The organism is Pacificimonas flava, assembly GCF_000342165.1.
In the GTDB taxonomy this organism is placed as follows: domain Bacteria; phylum Pseudomonadota; class Alphaproteobacteria; order Sphingomonadales; family Sphingomonadaceae; genus Pacificimonas; species Pacificimonas flava.
On record NZ_AMRV01000003.1, the window covers coordinates 451,610 to 467,452 of the forward strand.

Sequence of the window (15,843 nt, forward strand, 5' to 3'; positions counted from 1 at the left end):
ATGAGCCAATTCAACGACCTGTCCTCTCCGCTTCGCTTTCTCGAAACCCGTCGTTCCGGCAAGCCCCGCGACATGATCGCCCCCGGGCCGGACGCGAACGAGCTGAATCGCATCCTGACCATCGCCGCGCGGGTGCCCGATCACGGCAAGGTGGCGCCGTGGCGGTTCATGGTCGTGCCACCGGAACGGCGCGGCGCGCTGAACGCCGTCCTCGACGCCGCCTATCTTGAGGAAAAGCCGGGTGCCGGGCGGCTGGAACTGGAGGCGAATGCGCAGTTCGCGCAGCAGGCGCCGACACTCGTGATCGTCTTTACGAAGGTGGATCCCGCGCGCAGCATTCCCGCCGAGGAACAAATCGCCTCAGCGGCGTGCGCCGCCATGCAGATGGAGAATGCGGCGAACGCCAGCGGTTATGTCAGCGGCTGGCTGACCGGCTGGGCCGCCTATTCCGATGCCGTGCACCGCCGCCTCGCGCAGCCCGGCGAACGCATTGCCGGCTTCATCTTCATGGGCACGCCGGGAAAACCGCTGGAGGAACGCCCGCGTCCCGATATGACGGAGATCGTCCGCACCTGGGACGGCACCGCCGCCCAATAAACCCTTCACCCGGCGGGCGAGGTCACCGAATTTCGTCTGGAAGGGTGGGCCTGGTGCCCAGAAGAGGCATCACATTCGAAATAATTTTCTACGTCTTATCAGATAGCTAGGAATTCGGTCATCTCCAAAAAGCCCTCAAAAGGCCCTCAAAAGCCGTCTAATGCATTGGTTCGATGCCTTTTTCGGGACTCTAAATTCAATTTCTCCCTATGCGGGTTGGGCGAGATCAATGTCAGCTTTATGCCCGGGTTCTGGACGTAGCCCGCGCATAGCAAGGTGCCCCAAAGCGGACCGCTTGCTTTTCTGCTCTGGCAGGCTGAGTCAATTGTGAGTGTTGGATGGAACGTTGGTCCGTAGCTTGGATCTGCTGGATTTTCCTTCGCTACGTTGGTCCGTAGCTTGGATCTGCTGGATTAGCCTTCGCCGGCTAAGCTTTCCAATACCGGGCATCTATCATTGCTCGTAGTGCCGCATTGCTCGACCAATTCAGCGAGAGCGTACTCCATTCGCTCAAGGTCGGCCCGCTTCGCACGAACGTTGGCGAGGTGCTGTTCGGCGATCGATTGCACTTCATCGCAATGCGCTCCCTGACCTGGTGTTAAGTCAAGCAATGCTCGCACCTCTTCAAGGGAAAACCCAAGTTCGCGCGCGCGCCGGACGAAGCGGAGGCGCTCAATGTCCCGAGGATCATAGTCGCGGTAAGCTCCCCTTCGCGGAGGCGGCTCGATGATACCAATCCGCTCGTAATAACGGATTGTCTCGATGTTGCATCCGGTCCGCTTCGCCACTTCGCCAATTTTCAAAACCAGCCTCTTGAGTCTGTAGTTGCTACAGACTGTAAATAGGTGCGCGAATCGAGGATTGCAAAAGGAGGATCGATGCGCGGCATCAACACATTGTGGAACGGATTGGCGACGGGTGGCGGTGTCTTTGCAGCCTTCGGGGCAGCTGCATGCTGTGCACTGCCCTTAATGCTGGCATCGGTTGGTGTGGGTTCGGCGTGGCTTGGCAGCATCTCGCCGGTCGTGGCCCCCTATCGCGTCCCGCTGCTGACCCTCGCGTCGGCTCTTCTCCTCGCTGCGACCCTCCGTTTGCTCTGGCAGTTTCGGCAGGCACGAGCATGCCCGGCGGACAGTGCATGCGGATCATCAACCTATCGAGCGCTGACCGCCATAGGAATTGCCATCGGTGCGGCGCTGCTGACAGGTGCCTTCCTCTATGACTGATCCGATCCTGATCTCCCGCTTGCGCTGCCCTGAATGCGGGCACGAGAAAGATGAGGAAATGCCGACCAACGCGTGCATGTTCTTCTACAATTGCGATGGCTGCGGAGTCCGCCTGCAACCCCTTAGAGGGGATTGCTGCGTTTTCTGTTCATACGGCACCGTTCCCTGCCCTCCGATACAGGAAGGGGACTGCTGCAATGGCTGAGGCTTTCGATTTCGTCGCTATCGGATCGGGAACAGCTGCGCAGGTCGCGGTCCATCGGATGGCCGACGCCGGGAAGCGCTGCGCGATCATCGATTATAGGCCTTACGGTGGCACATGCGCACTTCGTGGGTGCGATCCGAAAAAGATGATGGTCAGTGGAGAGGAAGCTCTCGCGGCATACAGGCGAATGAAGGGGAAGGGCATTGAAGGCTCGGTGTCAATTGACTGGGCCGACCTCCAGGCATTCAAGCGCAGCTTTACAGACCCCGTTCCTGAAAAACAGGAAGCTCGCTACGAGCGTAAGGGCGTGGAGGCCCTCCACGGCGCGGCGCGCTTCGCTGGCCCCGACCGGATCGCGGTAGGCGGCAGGGAACTCTGTTTCTCCCACGCGCTCATCGCGACGGGAGCGGAGCCTCGACCACTTGGCATCGAAGGCGAGCTGTTGCTGATTCATAGCGATGCATTCCTAGAGCTCGACACTCTTCCAGACCGGATCGTGTTCGTCGGCGGCGGTTACATTGCTGCCGAATTTGCCCATCTCGCCGCGCGCGCCGGTGCAAAGGTGACAATCGTCCAACGGGGCCGCATTCTGAAAGCCTTCGACCCTGACACGGTCGATTGGCTCATGCCGAGTTTCGACGATCTCGGCATTGAAATCGTGGACGCCGAGGTGAACGGCGTAGCGAAGAGAGGCGGCGTTCTGACCGTCCATGCTGGCGACCGCAGGATCGAAGGGGATCTGGTGGTGCACGCTGCCGGAAGAGTCCCTGCGATCGGTTCGCTCGAGCTGGGGGCGGGAGACGTCGCCTGTGACGAGGGTCGCTTGGTGCTTACCGCTCAACTACGCAGCCAAAGCAACCCCAAAGTCTTCGCGGCGGGTGACGCTGCTGCAAATGGTCCGCCACTGACTCCGGTCTCCAGCCATGATGCCAAAGTGGTTGTTGAGAACATACTCGAAGATAGCGGCCGAGCTCCGAACTATTGTGGGGTTCCCAGTGCACTTTTCACGGAGCCGCCGGCGGCACGGGTCGGAATGCTGGAAAGCGAGGCGCACGAGGCAGGTTTGGATTTCACGGTGAATGCTGGATCGCACCCAGGTTGGTTTTCGGCAAGGCGGCTGAACGAAGAGATCTACGGCCACAAGGTGCTGGTCGAAACTGGAACAGGACGCATCCTTGGGGCTCACCTGGTCGGCCCTGACGCTGACGAACTGATCAATATCTTCGGCTTTGCCATCCGACATGGGCTTAATGCGGACGATATTAAATCGACTATGTTTGCTTACCCTACAGCTGCCTCCGACGCCGGATCTATGTTGGGTTGAGCAGCACCCGATCGCCGGAGTTCTCTCCTTCCAACCCAACGACTGCTTTCACACAGCGGTGTAATTCGACCAATGTCCGCTTACGGGTCGCAAGCCGAATGTCCGCTATCTGCGCCTTGTCGACCAGGACCGGACTGACCGCTAGCGGCCCCATCGCAGCCCAACTTAGAAGTCGGCAGAGATGCTGGCTTTGATTGTGCGCGGGGTTCCTTGCAGCAGTGCGGCAGAAAAGGCGTCGAACGCGCTGGCCCAGTACTTTTCGTTCGTTATGTTGTCGGCCGAGAGGCGGAGCGTGACCGGCGTGTCGCCCGCCGCGAAAACGTAGCGCGCACCGAGGTCGATACGCGTCCAGCTGTCGAGTTCGAGCGTGTTGGCGGCATCGACCCACTGCGGACCGGTGTGCACGGCACGCGCCGTGATCGTCGCGCCAGGCACAAAGCCAAGGTCCCAATCAATGTCTGCATTGGCGGTATATTCGGGAACGCCAGGCACGTCGTTGCCGCTGTCGAGCTCCGCATCGGTAAGAGCTGCGCCGCCGATCAGCCTCAGGCTGGGGGTCAGGTCGCCGTTGACCGTGAACTCGAGGCCCTGGTGGCGCTGATCTCCAAGGTAACCAAAGCTTCCATCGGCCAGTACGCCCTCGCCGGGGCGCTCGAGGCGATAGGCGCCCAAACCGACGAAGAGGCTGCCAAGTGCGAGCTTGCCGCCAACTTCGTATTGCAGCGACTTGCGCGGCGCGAGCACCTCTCCCGGATTGCTGACGAGCGCCGGATCGAGGGGCGCTGTCGGACCCTGCTGGAGCGCCTCGATTCGGTTGCCGTAAAGGGACAGGCCATCGAAGGGTTTTAGGACCACACCAATCACGGGCGTGACTGCGCTCTCGTCGTATTCGGTCGCCAGGTCGCCCACGAAATAACTGTAGCTCTTCACATTGATGGATTGCAGGCGCAGGCCCGCCGTGACCTGCAAACGGTCTTCGATCATCCCGATCGTATCGGATGCGAAGGCGCTCCACAGTCGCGTCCGCGCAATCGGGAATGGATCAACCAAGTCGCCGCCGACGAGGGTCGAAGACGGCAGGTCCACCTGCGGAGTGTCGTAGATATTGGTGGCGTAGCCGGCAAAACCCGGCCCGTAACGAAAATCGTAGGCGTTGCGATTCACCTGCCAGCTGGCATTGCCGCCGAAATTGAACTCGTGGGTGATCGCTTCGCCCAGCTTCGCGCGGATGCCAGCTTCGAGCGCTTCGTTGTTGTCGGTCCGCGGGACGAACAGCGCGGTGCCGTTGGCGGCACCGCTGGGGGCATCAAGGACGGTGATGCCGCCGTAAATGCCTTCCTCGCGCCCATCGCGCGCACCGGCCCTGAAGTATGCCAATGCATTGTCGGTAAGATCGTATTCGACGGCCAGCGTGCCGAAGACATCGCGCATTTCGGTGTAGGTGAAATCCTGCGCATAGTTCGCATCGCCATCGGGAACGGCAGGGATCGTTGCGCTTCCGACGGTGACCTTCGGCCGCAAGGCGTCGATCCGGACATTCTGGAACGCCAGGTCGAGAGCTGCCCGTAGCGGGCCACTGTCATAGTCGATCGCACCGCCCACGACCTGAATGCGGCGGTCTTCACGGTCGATCGACATTTCGCCGTCTCGATAGGCTGCATTCAGGCGAACGCCCCATTCGCCGTTCTGGCCAAAGCGGCGTGCGACATCGAAGCTGCCGCCGAAGTGGGCATTCTCGCTGGCTGAAACGGTCACGCGATTGAGATCGGTGTTTCCGGCCCGCTTGAGCTGCAGGTTGACGCTACCGCCAAGTCCCGAGCCGCCCGGTGCTGCACCGTTCAGGAAGGCGCTGGCACCGTTGAGGACCTGGACGCTTTCAAACAGCTCGGGTGCGACCAATTGGCGCGGTGTGATCCCGTATAGGCCGTTGAGACCCACATCGTCGCCGAACAGGGTGAAGCCGCGGATCACGAACTGCTCGGAGGCGTTGCCGAAGCCGTAGGTGGTCCGAATGGTCGGGTCATTTTCCAGTACATCGCCCAGCGATCGAGGTTGCTGGTTGAGGATCAGGCTTTCGTCATATGACCGGATTGCGAAGGGGAGGTCTTCTGCCGGCTTGTCGCCGAGCACCCCGGCGCTGCCCCCGTTTACCACCTCGGTTTCGTTGGCGCGCTGCGCGGTCACGACGATGACGTCGTCCGCCTGTTGCTCTTGAGCCTGAACTGACGAGGCTATCGAAATTCCGAGGGCGAAGATGGAGATCTGGGAAAAGCGGTTCATTGCGATCGTCTTTCCTGAATAGGGTCGCGATAAATTCGGTGAGCGGCGCAGCAGTACGGCGGCCATGGTGAAGGGGGCGAAACCGACCAGCAGCCATGCGAAAAGGTCGCCAAGGCCATCACCCGTCAGACCGAGGAAGAGCCCCAGCAGGGATGATGCGCCAATCGCGGCCGGAACTGCGAAAATGGTGCGCCGGCGTCTGCCTTGTCTTCTCATGACGAAGCCCTTGCAGCCGCGCCGCTTCGGATTTCCTCGATCCGGCGCTCGACTTCACCAGGCTTGCGGCGAAGCCAGAGCATGATGCCAGTCCACAAAACCCAGATTGTCGCGAGGGTCAGGGCGGCCCAGATTAGCTTGAGCGGAAGGCCGCCGTAATCGCCGAAGTGCAGCGGTTTCGACATCATCAGCGCCTGGTTGATCACCGGCATGGTGCGAGCGTCGGTAAGTTCGCCAGTCGCCGCGTCGACGAGTGCCGGTGTCAGGAGATGCTGCGTTACCGGGCGATCTCCTTGGAAAAATATCGCGTAGTGATGGCCCGATGACCAGGCTCCGCCCGGAAAGCCGATGAACTGGGGGCTTTGGCCGGGAATCGCTTGCTGGGCGGCCGACATCGCCTGATCGATCGAGCCGTAGTCTGCAGGTGGCAGCGCCGGGGTTCGAGCATAGGCATCCGTCATTCGGGCGATCTCACCATCGCGCCAGTTCTCGGTAAGGGGATCGGCAAAGGCATTGATTGCGCCGGTAAGGGCAATCACGAGCATCCAGGCCAGCGCTACGATGCCGAGGAAATTGTGCTGATCCAATCGGCGAAGGCGCTTATTGCGACCTTTCCTGACGGTACCGAACGGCAATTTGCGCATGAACGGGGCGTAAAGCACGACGCCGGAAATTAGCGCGACCACCAGCAATATGGCCATCGCTCCCAAGAACAACATGCCGGGCAGGCCGGGGAACATGTCGGTGTGCAGCTGGAGCAGAAACTCCATAACCGCATTGCCGGGCGCGGGACCCAGTGACGCGCCGGTCGTGCGGTCGAGGAAAAGCAGCGTCATGTCCTCGCCCGCAGCGTCGGGCGCCGGGCCGGTAGTCACGGTCAGCAAGGGGCTGTCTTGGCTGAAGGCCATGAACAGCGGGACTTCGAGGGCAAGCCCGAGTTCTATATCGCAAGTAGCAGATTCTTGCTATTGCGAACCAGTCGCATTCCTATAGAAAGGCCCGGATGCTAGCCTCACTCACTTCTCCACATACGGCACTAAAAATTTTTTTCATGGCCATACTTGTCGGCCTGTCGGGCATGGCGCGCGCGGAGGGCTCAGAGGTGCGCACGACGTGGCGCCTTCTCGACTACATCGCTGTCGATTACTCCGCAGCGGTGTCGAACGGGCAGGTCATTGACAATTTCGAATATGACGAAATGGTCGAATTTTCTTCGACCGTCGGCGAACAAGTAGCCGCGCTTCCCGATGCTTCGGCCAAACCCGGTCTAATCGCGATGTCTGTGGACCTGCGTCAGGCGATTGAGAAGAAAGCTTCGGTCGAGCGCGTTTCCCGGCTGGCCCGTGCCTTGGGTGGATCGCTGTTGGAGGCGTACCCGGTTCCGCTGGCTCCCCGAAGCCCGCCCGATTTGTCTCGCGCATCGACGCTCTTTTCCCAGAACTGCGCCTCGTGTCACGGTGCATCGGGCCGTTCCCCTCCGGCAGCCAGCATGACGCTCGAGCCTCCGCCGATCGATTTCACCGATGCCGACCGAGCGCGCCAGCGCAGCATTTTCGGTCTCTATCAGGTTATAACGCAGGGCCTAGAGGGCACGTCGATGCCCAGCTTTGCTGCACTTCCGGAAGCCGATCGTTGGGCCCTCGCATTCTATGCGGGCGGCATTGCATTCGAGGATATTGAACGGGGGGAGAAAATCTGGCGCGAAGATGATCGTGTCCGGCGTCTGATACCCGATCTCGAGACACTTGCAGCCATCACACCCGCAGAGCTTGCCGATGCAATTGGAGATAATCAGGCGTTTGCTGTCATGGCATACCTGCGATCAAATCCCGGAGTTGTCAGCCAGAGAAGCGAGAACGGCTCGCTCGATCTTGCGCGCCAGACCCTGCAGCAAAGTCTCGCCGCCTACGAGCGGGGCGAACGCGCAGAGGCGCGCCGACTAGCTCTGTCGGCCTATCTTGACGGCTTCGAACCGGTCGAGGGTATTCTCGCGACGCGCGATGGCGATCTCATGCGGCAGATCGAGCAAGCGCTCAGCCAATATCGTTCAGAAATCGAGAGCGACGTGCCCGTCTCCCGATTGCGCGAACGACACGCTTTCGCCGTGAGCCTGCTTGAGCAAGCGGATGTCGCTCTCGCGCCCGAAGCAGCCAGCGACATCTCGACTTTTCTTGGTGCCTTCACGATCCTGCTGCGCGAGGGGATAGAGGCACTTCTCGTGGTGATTGCCATGATCGCCTTCGTGCGTAAATCCAGCCGTGGCGAAGTAATCGCCTACGTGCATGGCGGGTGGGTCGCCGCGCTATTGGCAGGCGTAGCCACCTGGGTGGCCGCGACCTATTTCGTCAGTATCAGCGGAGCGAGCCGCGAGCTGACAGAAGGATTCGGTGCGCTGTTGGCGGCGGTCATCCTCATTTCCGTCGGGATCTGGATGCACGGCAAGAGCCAGGCAGATGAATGGCGACGCTATATTCAGCAGAAGATGGGAAAGGCTCTCTCGAGGCGATCGTCATGGTTTCTCTTCGGGCTCGCCTTTGTCGTAGTCTATCGCGAAGCCTTCGAGACGATCCTGTTCTATGCCGCCCTCTGGAACCCAGACAGCAGTTCGGTGATACTTGCAGGGGCCGCGTCGGCTCTCGCCGTCCTGTCGGCTCTTGCATGGTTCATGCTGCGCTACAGCCGCAAGCTGCCGATCACGCAATTCTTCAAGTACAGCTCGATACTGATCGCAGTCCTCGCGATCATCCTGGCCGGCAAGGGTGTGGGCGCGTTCCAGGAAGCGGGCACGATCTCCATGACTGCGGTGTCAGGACTTCCCCCCCTGCCCGATCTCGGGTTCTTTCCCACCGTGGAAACGCTCGCCGCTCAGCTGGTAGCCGTCCTCGCTTTGGTGCTTGGATTTCGCTACGGTAATCGTCACCACCGCTCACAGTAGCGGGGCATCTCGAACCCGCTCTAATTGTTCGGTAGACGCTCCTTCGGTCCGACGCCTATTCTGCGGACCAGCCACAGGGTCGCAGTAGGGACAATGACCCACATGAGCATGGGTACAAGTCCGATATGCGTTCCTGGCAGCAGGGGCATGAGATCGCTGTAGGTCCAGCCCCAGTCGGCCCCGACCGCGAGAACCTCGACGCTCGCAGTGATGACAAGACCTGTCGCGAGGTATGCACTAAAACGTCCCGCGGGCCAGCGCACCAGCCATGGGGAATACGAGTTGCCGATAGAGCCCGCGAGATAGGCCGCGACCATGATACCGGCATCGCCGAACGATGCGAGGCCGCAGCGGTATGCGGCCTGGGCGGGCGTCAGTCCACCCGCCTCGTAAAACGGCAATTGTAGCATTTCCCAGACGAACGCGATCAGAAACCCGATCACCGAAATCCAAACCAATGGATGTGCGCCGCGCCATGTCTCACCGCTCGGATTAGCGCTCGTTCCATGCGATCGCGTGGCGAGATCCGTGCGTTCGTCTTTACGGTCAGTGCGCCTCACGCGTCGAGCTTTGGGAGCGATAGGCCTCTAAGCCTCAGCGCATTGCCGATAACGGAAACCGACGACAAACTCATTGCCGCAGCCGCGATCATAGGACTGAGGAGCATGCCGGTCCAGGGATAAAGGACACCGGCAGCCACGGGTATCCCCAGCGTGTTGTAAGCGAAGGCGAAGAACAGGTTCTGGCGGATGTTGCGCATCGTGGCTCGGGACAGGACCAGCGCTTGAACAACGCCAACCAGATCGCCGCGGACCAGTGTCACGCCCGCGCTTTCGATGGCGACATCGGTCCCGGTTCCCATGGCAATTCCAACATGCGAAGCGGCGAGCGCAGGGGCGTCGTTGATCCCATCGCCGGCCATGGCGACACGGCTGCCCCCGCTCTTCAACTCCTCGACCTTGCGGTGTTTGTCTTCTGGCGAGACGTTTGCCTCGACCTCATCGATGCCGACCTGTTCGGCAACCGCGAGGGCGGTAGCCTCGCTGTCGCCGGTAAGCATCACGACCTTGATGCCGCGCTCGTGCAACGCGGTAATGGCAGTGCGGCTCGTTTCCTTGATCGGGTCGGCGACCGCGATGAGGCCCGCCGGCGCTCCGTCCACTGCCACGAACATAACCGTTTGGCCCAGCTGTCGACCTTCTTCCGCAGACTGCCGCCAGGTTTCCTCTAGGGCGCCGATGCGTTTCATCATTTTTTCGTTGCCGATCGCGATATTGCGACCCTCGACGCTTGCTTGGATGCCTTCGCCGGTGACGGATTCGATATTCGCGGCATCCAGAATGGCTGCTCCGCGGTTTTCAGCACCTTCGACTATCGCATGCGCGAGCGGGTGCTCGCTTCCGCGTTCGACCGCCGCCACCAGGCTGAGCAATTCGCCGTCGGTGAAGCCGGAGCGGGGTTGCACATCGACCAGATCGGGTTTCCCGAGCGTCAGCGTGCCGGTCTTGTCGACCACCAGCGTATCGATCTTTTCCAGGGTTTCGAGTGCCTCGGCATTCTTGATAAGGATCCCGTGCTGGGCACCTTTGCCCGTGCCGGTCATTATCGACATCGGCGTCGCCAGTCCGAGGGCGCAGGGACAGGCGATGATCAGAACGGCGATCGCGTTTATCAATGCGTATGCCAGTGCCGGCGCAGGCCCCCACACCGCCCAGACACCGAAACTGACGATGGCCACCAGAACCACGATGGGTACGAACCAGGCAGTAACCTGATCGGCGAGTCGCTGGATCGGCGCCCGGCTGCGCTGCGCCTCCGCCACCATCTGGACAATCTTGGACAGCATGGTGTCCGCGCCAATCTTCGTGGCGCGCATGGTGAAACTGCCGGTCTGGTTCACCGTACCGCCGATTACCGTATCGCCGGCATTTTTCTTGACCGGGATGGGCTCGCCACTGATCATCGATTCGTCGATGGCGCTACTGCCTTCCTCGACGCTGCCATCAACCGGAACCTTGTCGCCTGGGCGGACGCGCAGGAGATCGCCCGAACTCAATTCGTCGAGCGGCACTTCTCGCTCGTCGCCGCGGGCGAAAATCTTCATCGCTGTTGGAGGTGCTAGCTCCAGCAGGGCGCGTAGGGCGCTCGAAGTAGACCCCCTCGCCTTGAGCTCCAGCACCTGGCCCAACAGTACCAGTGTGGTGATGACTGCGGCGGCTTCGAAATAGACGCCGACGCGGCCCGCATCATCGCGAAACGCATCGGGAAAGATGTCCGGCACGAGCGTCGCCACCACGCTGAAAAAATAGGCGATCGCTACGCCAAACCCGATCAGGGTGAACATGTTGAGATTCATCGTGCGGACCGACTGCACGGCACGCGTGAAAAAAGGCCAGCCGCCCCACAGAACGACCGGAGAGGCAAGCACCAGCTGCAGCCACTGTGCCCAGGCCGGGTCGATGAGCCCGTGGAATGGTCTCGAGGGCAGAAGGTCGCCCATGGCATACGCAAACAGCGGAAGCGTGAAGAGCGCGCTCCACCAGAACCTGCGGCTCATGTCGACGAGTTCGGGATCCGGCCCGTCGTCCAGGCTGACCGTCTCCGGTTCGAGCGCCATCCCGCAAATGGGACAGGATCCCGGTCCGGGCTGTCTGATTTCGGGATGCATGGGGCAGGTATAGATCGTGCCTTCGGGTACATCTTCTACGGCGTCGAGGTGAGCCTTCGAAAGATAGAGTTCGGGATCGGCGCGGAATTTGTCGAGACAGCGCGAGGAGCAGAAGTAATGTTCGGCTCCCTCATGCTCATGGGTATATTTCGCAGTCTTCATAGCGACGTTCATTCCGCATACGGGATCGACCGCCGTTTCGTTCGGGACAGCGGTCTGCGTGCCTGTGACAAATTTGTCAGTCATGTATTCTTCCCGTTTCGAAAGCGCCTATTGAAATACCAGACCTTAGTGATCATACTATCATAATACACTGATATATAATCACTAATCAGCATTTTTTGATCCCTGTTTTTTCGGCTAGCAATCACCGGGTAATCACCATGCCAAATTTGGTAAGCACGCGCCGCCATGAACGGATTTCTGCGATTGCGATCATGATGCAGGCGCTGCCAATCGGAAGCAGGTTGCGAAACGCTTGCGGTCAGCCGCGCTTATCCCAGCCTCCGTGAACAGCTGTTCCCACCGTGTCGCTACGGTTCTGCTCATGTTTTCGGCGATTGCTTTCGCGTCATCATGGCTGAGGTCGAAGACCGCGGCACCGGCGAGAGCATTCTCGATCGTTGCATTGCGGCCTTCCGGCCCCACGCCGAGGACGAGCCGTCGCTCCAGTCCCAGCTGCGGTTTCGGCACTACATCGTAAAGCGGCGATAGCCGCCAACCCTCACCATCGAACAGGAAGCCATGATTACGTAGGTGATCATCATCATTCGTGACGAGGATATTGAGCAGCATTCGACGAAATAGCTCATGTAGATCCTGGCGCACTTCGGTTCCGAATTGCCGGATCGCTCCTGCGAGATCCGCATAGCTGAAGCTGCTGACCTCGCTCTCATGCGCCCCGAGCATTGTGAGCCCCGAAGCAAAGGGCCTGCGTTCCAGCCAGTTGCCGTGAGGAATCCGATCGAACCGCTCGATCAGATAGATGTCGCGATCAAGGACACAGCGGAAGTCGAGTGGCGGAACGTCGAGACCACACTCGCTGGCAAGCCGCATTGTCGCTAGTTCGACCCTGCATTCGGGAAAGCTGTCTCCCCGCTTCTGGAATTTCGCGATCCAGGGTTGGTCGCCGATTTTTGTAGCAGCCTTCGGCCGGGCGCCGCCCAGAGATGATCCGGCTGCCAGCAAGGCTCTTAAGTTCTCGTCGAGTTCGTCGACATGCTGCGCGCGTTCGGCGGCTTCCGCTAGCTCTGCGAGCGTGAACTCTTCGCCCGGAGCAGGGCCACCCCCCCATGGCGTAATTCTCTCCGGCTGGGCGGATGTCGGCCCAAAGGCGAGCGCCCCTACACGATGTTCGCCCGAGGCCAGAATGAGATCGATTTCGCTCGGCAAGCGATCGCCCATCGCCTTGTACATCAGGTATTGGCCCCAGCCATCGGGAGCAGCATCCCGAATGCCACCGAACACGGCAAAGCCTTCTTCCGTCCTGAACGTTCGAGAAGTTCCAGCTTCGTGCAACGGTAGAGCTACAGGATCGACCGGAATACGGTCAGTGCGTTCCAGATAACGCCGCCCGTAAGCGAAGGTAGCAAACTGGTTGCGCGGTTCGTCGGTCATCGTGAGAAGGCCTGCCGGAACAGGCCCCTCCTCTAGATGCACGAAGACATAGGTGCGGATGGTCGTCACGGCTTGCTAGAAATCCAGATCATCGTCGCTGACAGCGTGGGTCTTTTGGGGCAGGCGGGACAAATCCTCGCTGATGCCAGCCCGGTCACTGTCTGGGGTTACCAGCTCGGCAAGGCGCTGTGTCATCCCAAGGACATGCAGGGCGCTCGCCAGAACCGCGAGGCCCACGGTAGGATCCCCCGCTTCGAGGCGTTGCAGCGTTTGAACCGAGACGATCATGCGCTCGGCCATTAAACGCTGAGGAAGTTTTCTCCGGCGGCGAGCAAGGGCGATATCCTTGCCTAGCCGTGTAATCGCACGTTGGCTCTGGGGCGGTAGTCCGCTAGCAGCTCGAGACGAACGGGGCATGGCCCGATATATGACATATCATGCGAAATTCCGCAAATAGAAATGATATGTCATGTTTTTTTGCTCTTTCGCTTGAAGCAGATTTACCGAAGGAAGATGCTTCAACGCCTCCTGCACGAGGCTTACAATGGCCATGGCTGAGTGGAGAGGCGCTGGTGAGCGGTCGCTAGGCCGTGGCTTGACCATTGTACTTCAAAAGTCGCTGTGCAGTTGCACGAATTGTCTCGGCGACTATATCGCAAACGTCACGCATGTCGGCACAAGCCGACAGCCTCGGAAGAATTCCGAGGTCCCGTCCTCCAGTTGGAGGTTAACCGACGGACCCTGCAAAGGGTTCGCCGAATTTCGTTCGAACGCTCTCGCAGGTCCAACCCGATGGAGCATCGAATGCATTATTCAGACGAGGAAATCGAACGCGCGAAGACATTATTCGCTTGTGAGGCAGGTAAGGCCGGCCATGACAGAATGGCGATTGCAGCGATGGCCGGAATGAGCAAGCCCAGAAAAATCAGCCATATCACTCATCTGCGGACTTGGCGTGACTACCTTCCGAAGGCGCGACGCGCTTTACAGAAGGAAAGATCGGATCGAAATTCTCGATAGGGGGCGCAAGTTATCACATGATCTGAACTGACCCAGACATGGGGCAGCAATAAGAATCAATGGCGCAAGTGAGAAGCCGCCGCGGCAGATAGGTATACCTCGCGGCTGAGCGGCAATGGCGATGCGACGCTCAAACCGACGGGGTCGAAGCGCAGAAGTGACTCCTTTCCAACCTGCTCTCACAATACAGACGGGCTGGAGGGGAGGAGGGCCTTTATGAGCGAACCGAAAGGATCGCGATGTGCCATGTCCCACCGATATTTCACCGAGATAAGCTCTTTGGAAGCAACCGCCCGCCGCATCTGCGAAAGCCGTGGCGGCAAATGGTCCGGCACCAAGGGCATGGCTCGTTGCCCCGCACATGACGACCGCACACCCTCGCTCGGCATATCGCTCGGGCGACAAGCCATCCTCTTCCACTGTTTTGCGGGATGCGACCAGCAGAGCGTGCTGGCTGCTCTGGCGCGTGAAGGTTTCGAGGCACCGGCGCTTTTTTCAGGTTCTGCGACCACCAACGAACCCGAATCGACCAGCACCCGCAAACCCTCGGCGGCAGCGCTGAGGATCTGGCGCGATGCACAGCCACTGCGTGCCAGTCCGGCAAAGGCATATCTTGAGAGCCGCGGCATCCTCGCCGCATCGCCGGCGCTGCGCTTCCACCCACGAACGCCGCTTGGTCCGAAGGGACGAACACGCTTTCTGCCCGCCATGATCGCGGCAGTCAGCCTCGACGAGGGGCCGATCGCCATCCATCGCACGTTCCTTTCGGGCAATGCCAAGGCCGATTTCGACAAACCGAAGCGCGCGCTCGGCGCGTTCGGGGAAGCTGCTGTCCGCCTTTTCGCTCCTACCTCCGGCAAGCTCGGCCTCGCGGAGGGCATCGAAAGCGCGATGTCGGCCTATGCTCTCACCGGCATTCCCGTCTGGGCAACCCTGGGCAATGAGCGCTTCGGTCTCGTCAGCGTGCCTGAGAGCGTGACCGAGCTTCACCTCTTCGTCGATCACGATGCTGGCGGCGAGCTGGCCGCGTCGCGTGCCCTGGCCGCCTATGCCCGCGATGGGCGGACGATCCACGTTCGCAAGCCATCGTCACGCGACACAGACTGGAACGATGAGCTGACAGCATGGCTGCGCCGCAAGGCGACGCGGTAGAGGAGAGAGGGCTTCTCGAATTCCTGATCCGGCAGAGGGCGTGTCCCGATGCCTTCATCAGGAGGACGAATTGCCATGTTTCAATCAGACCTGTTTCCCGCCGGCGAGCAGTTGCCGTCCATGCCCTTGGCCTATGCCATTGGCACCCGAGTTGCCGCGCTTCTTGCTTCGGGACGTCATCTTACCCGTACCGACATTTCCGGGCTGTTCGCCGAAGAGACCGGTGTTCTGGACTGGGGAGGTGCCTGGACGATCGACGACTACAACAGCGCGGTCGAGATCGGCGCACTACTCTGGCTTCGAGAGTCCTCACGGATCGATCTGGCGACGAATGTACACGAAGCCGAAGCGCGGTTCGACTGGCTCGAAGCAGCCTTGCCGCCACGGCACGTTCGCAGCGAAGCACAGGTCGAGCTCCAGCAGTTCTCGACCCCGCCAATGCTGGCCTGTCTGATGGCGAAGGCCGCAGCTGTCTGCGCGGAAGACACGCTCCTCGAACCGTCCGCAGGCAATGGTGCCCTTGCTCTCTGGGGTTGCCTCCAGAACGCTTCGCTGCTCCTCAACGAGATCGATCCGGCAAGACGAGACGGTCTGGCCCACGTC

The 15,843-nt window shown here is 60.4% G+C and carries 13 protein-coding genes and 1 pseudogene; 7 read left to right on the forward strand and 7 right to left on the reverse strand.

Going from position 1 to position 15,843, the window contains the following annotated elements; translation table 11 throughout:
- On the forward strand, positions 1-597 hold the full coding sequence (locus C725_RS07160; protein ID WP_038282047.1) for a nitroreductase family protein: 597 nt from the start codon (positions 1-3) through the stop codon (positions 595-597).
- A gap of 413 nt (positions 598-1,010) precedes the next feature.
- Here the strand turns inward: C725_RS07160 and C725_RS07165 are convergent, their stop codons facing one another.
- Positions 1,011-1,400, reverse strand: a complete 390-nt coding sequence (locus tag C725_RS07165) for a MerR family transcriptional regulator (RefSeq protein ID WP_243442712.1) — start codon at positions 1,398-1,400, stop codon at positions 1,011-1,013.
- 75 nt (positions 1,401-1,475) lie between these two features.
- Here C725_RS07165 and C725_RS07170 point away from each other — a divergent pair, with 75 nt between their 5' ends.
- From C725_RS07170 to C725_RS07175, 3 genes are read left to right on the forward strand one after another with little or no spacing between them, the layout of a single operon-like run.
- The gene (locus C725_RS07170) at positions 1,476-1,823 is read left to right on the forward strand and encodes a mercuric transporter MerT family protein (RefSeq protein WP_008601425.1); all 348 of its coding nucleotides are present in this window, start codon (positions 1,476-1,478) and stop codon (positions 1,821-1,823) included.
- Positions 1,816-2,028 (forward strand): GDCCVxC domain-containing (seleno)protein, encoded by a 213-nt coding sequence (locus C725_RS16825; protein WP_078056185.1) that lies wholly within the window; start codon positions 1,816-1,818, stop codon positions 2,026-2,028. The genes C725_RS07170 and C725_RS16825 overlap by 8 nt, the downstream gene beginning before the upstream one ends.
- Positions 2,021-3,352, forward strand: coding sequence for a dihydrolipoyl dehydrogenase family protein (locus C725_RS07175; RefSeq protein WP_038282051.1), 1,332 nt, complete (start codon positions 2,021-2,023; stop codon positions 3,350-3,352). The genes C725_RS16825 and C725_RS07175 overlap by 8 nt, the downstream gene beginning before the upstream one ends.
- 165 nt (positions 3,353-3,517) lie before the next feature.
- Here the strand turns inward: C725_RS07175 and C725_RS07180 are convergent, their stop codons facing one another.
- Complete coding sequence (locus tag C725_RS07180) at positions 3,518-5,848, reverse strand: TonB-dependent receptor (RefSeq protein ID WP_008601427.1); 2,331 nt, start codon at positions 5,846-5,848, stop codon at positions 3,518-3,520.
- Positions 5,845-6,756 (reverse strand): PepSY-associated TM helix domain-containing protein, encoded by a 912-nt coding sequence (locus C725_RS07185; RefSeq protein WP_008601428.1) that lies wholly within the window; start codon positions 6,754-6,756, stop codon positions 5,845-5,847. The genes C725_RS07180 and C725_RS07185 overlap by 4 nt, the downstream gene beginning before the upstream one ends.
- A gap of 143 nt (positions 6,757-6,899) precedes the next feature.
- Here C725_RS07185 and C725_RS07190 point away from each other — a divergent pair, with 143 nt between their 5' ends.
- On the forward strand, positions 6,900-8,783 hold the full coding sequence (locus C725_RS07190) for a cytochrome c/FTR1 family iron permease (RefSeq protein WP_008601429.1): 1,884 nt from the start codon (positions 6,900-6,902) through the stop codon (positions 8,781-8,783).
- Between the two features lie 20 nt (positions 8,784-8,803).
- Here the strand turns inward: C725_RS07190 and C725_RS07195 are convergent, their stop codons facing one another.
- From C725_RS07195 to C725_RS07210, 4 genes are all read right to left on the reverse strand, one after another.
- Complete coding sequence (locus C725_RS07195; protein WP_243442713.1) at positions 8,804-9,226, reverse strand: hypothetical protein; 423 nt, start codon at positions 9,224-9,226, stop codon at positions 8,804-8,806.
- A gap of 113 nt (positions 9,227-9,339) precedes the next feature.
- Positions 9,340-11,697: a heavy metal translocating P-type ATPase gene (locus C725_RS07200; protein WP_008601432.1), complete on the reverse strand. Its 2,358-nt coding sequence runs from the start codon at positions 11,695-11,697 to the stop codon at positions 9,340-9,342.
- A gap of 189 nt (positions 11,698-11,886) precedes the next feature.
- Positions 11,887-13,137 (reverse strand): type II toxin-antitoxin system HipA family toxin, encoded by a 1,251-nt coding sequence (locus C725_RS07205; RefSeq protein WP_008601434.1) that lies wholly within the window; start codon positions 13,135-13,137, stop codon positions 11,887-11,889.
- A gap of 6 nt (positions 13,138-13,143) precedes the next feature.
- The gene (locus tag C725_RS07210) at positions 13,144-13,485 is read right to left on the reverse strand and encodes a helix-turn-helix domain-containing protein (RefSeq protein WP_200858593.1); all 342 of its coding nucleotides are present in this window, start codon (positions 13,483-13,485) and stop codon (positions 13,144-13,146) included.
- A gap of 819 nt (positions 13,486-14,304) precedes the next feature.
- Between C725_RS07210 and C725_RS07215 the strand changes: the two genes are divergently transcribed.
- Positions 14,305-15,240 carry a DUF7146 domain-containing protein gene (locus tag C725_RS07215; RefSeq protein WP_243442715.1) on the forward strand — a complete coding sequence of 312 codons (936 nt, stop codon included), beginning with the start codon at positions 14,305-14,307 and terminating at the stop codon, positions 15,238-15,240.
- A 75-nt stretch (positions 15,241-15,315) separates the two neighbouring features.
- Positions 15,316-15,843: pseudogene (locus C725_RS07220) on the forward strand (methylase); the annotation flags it as partial.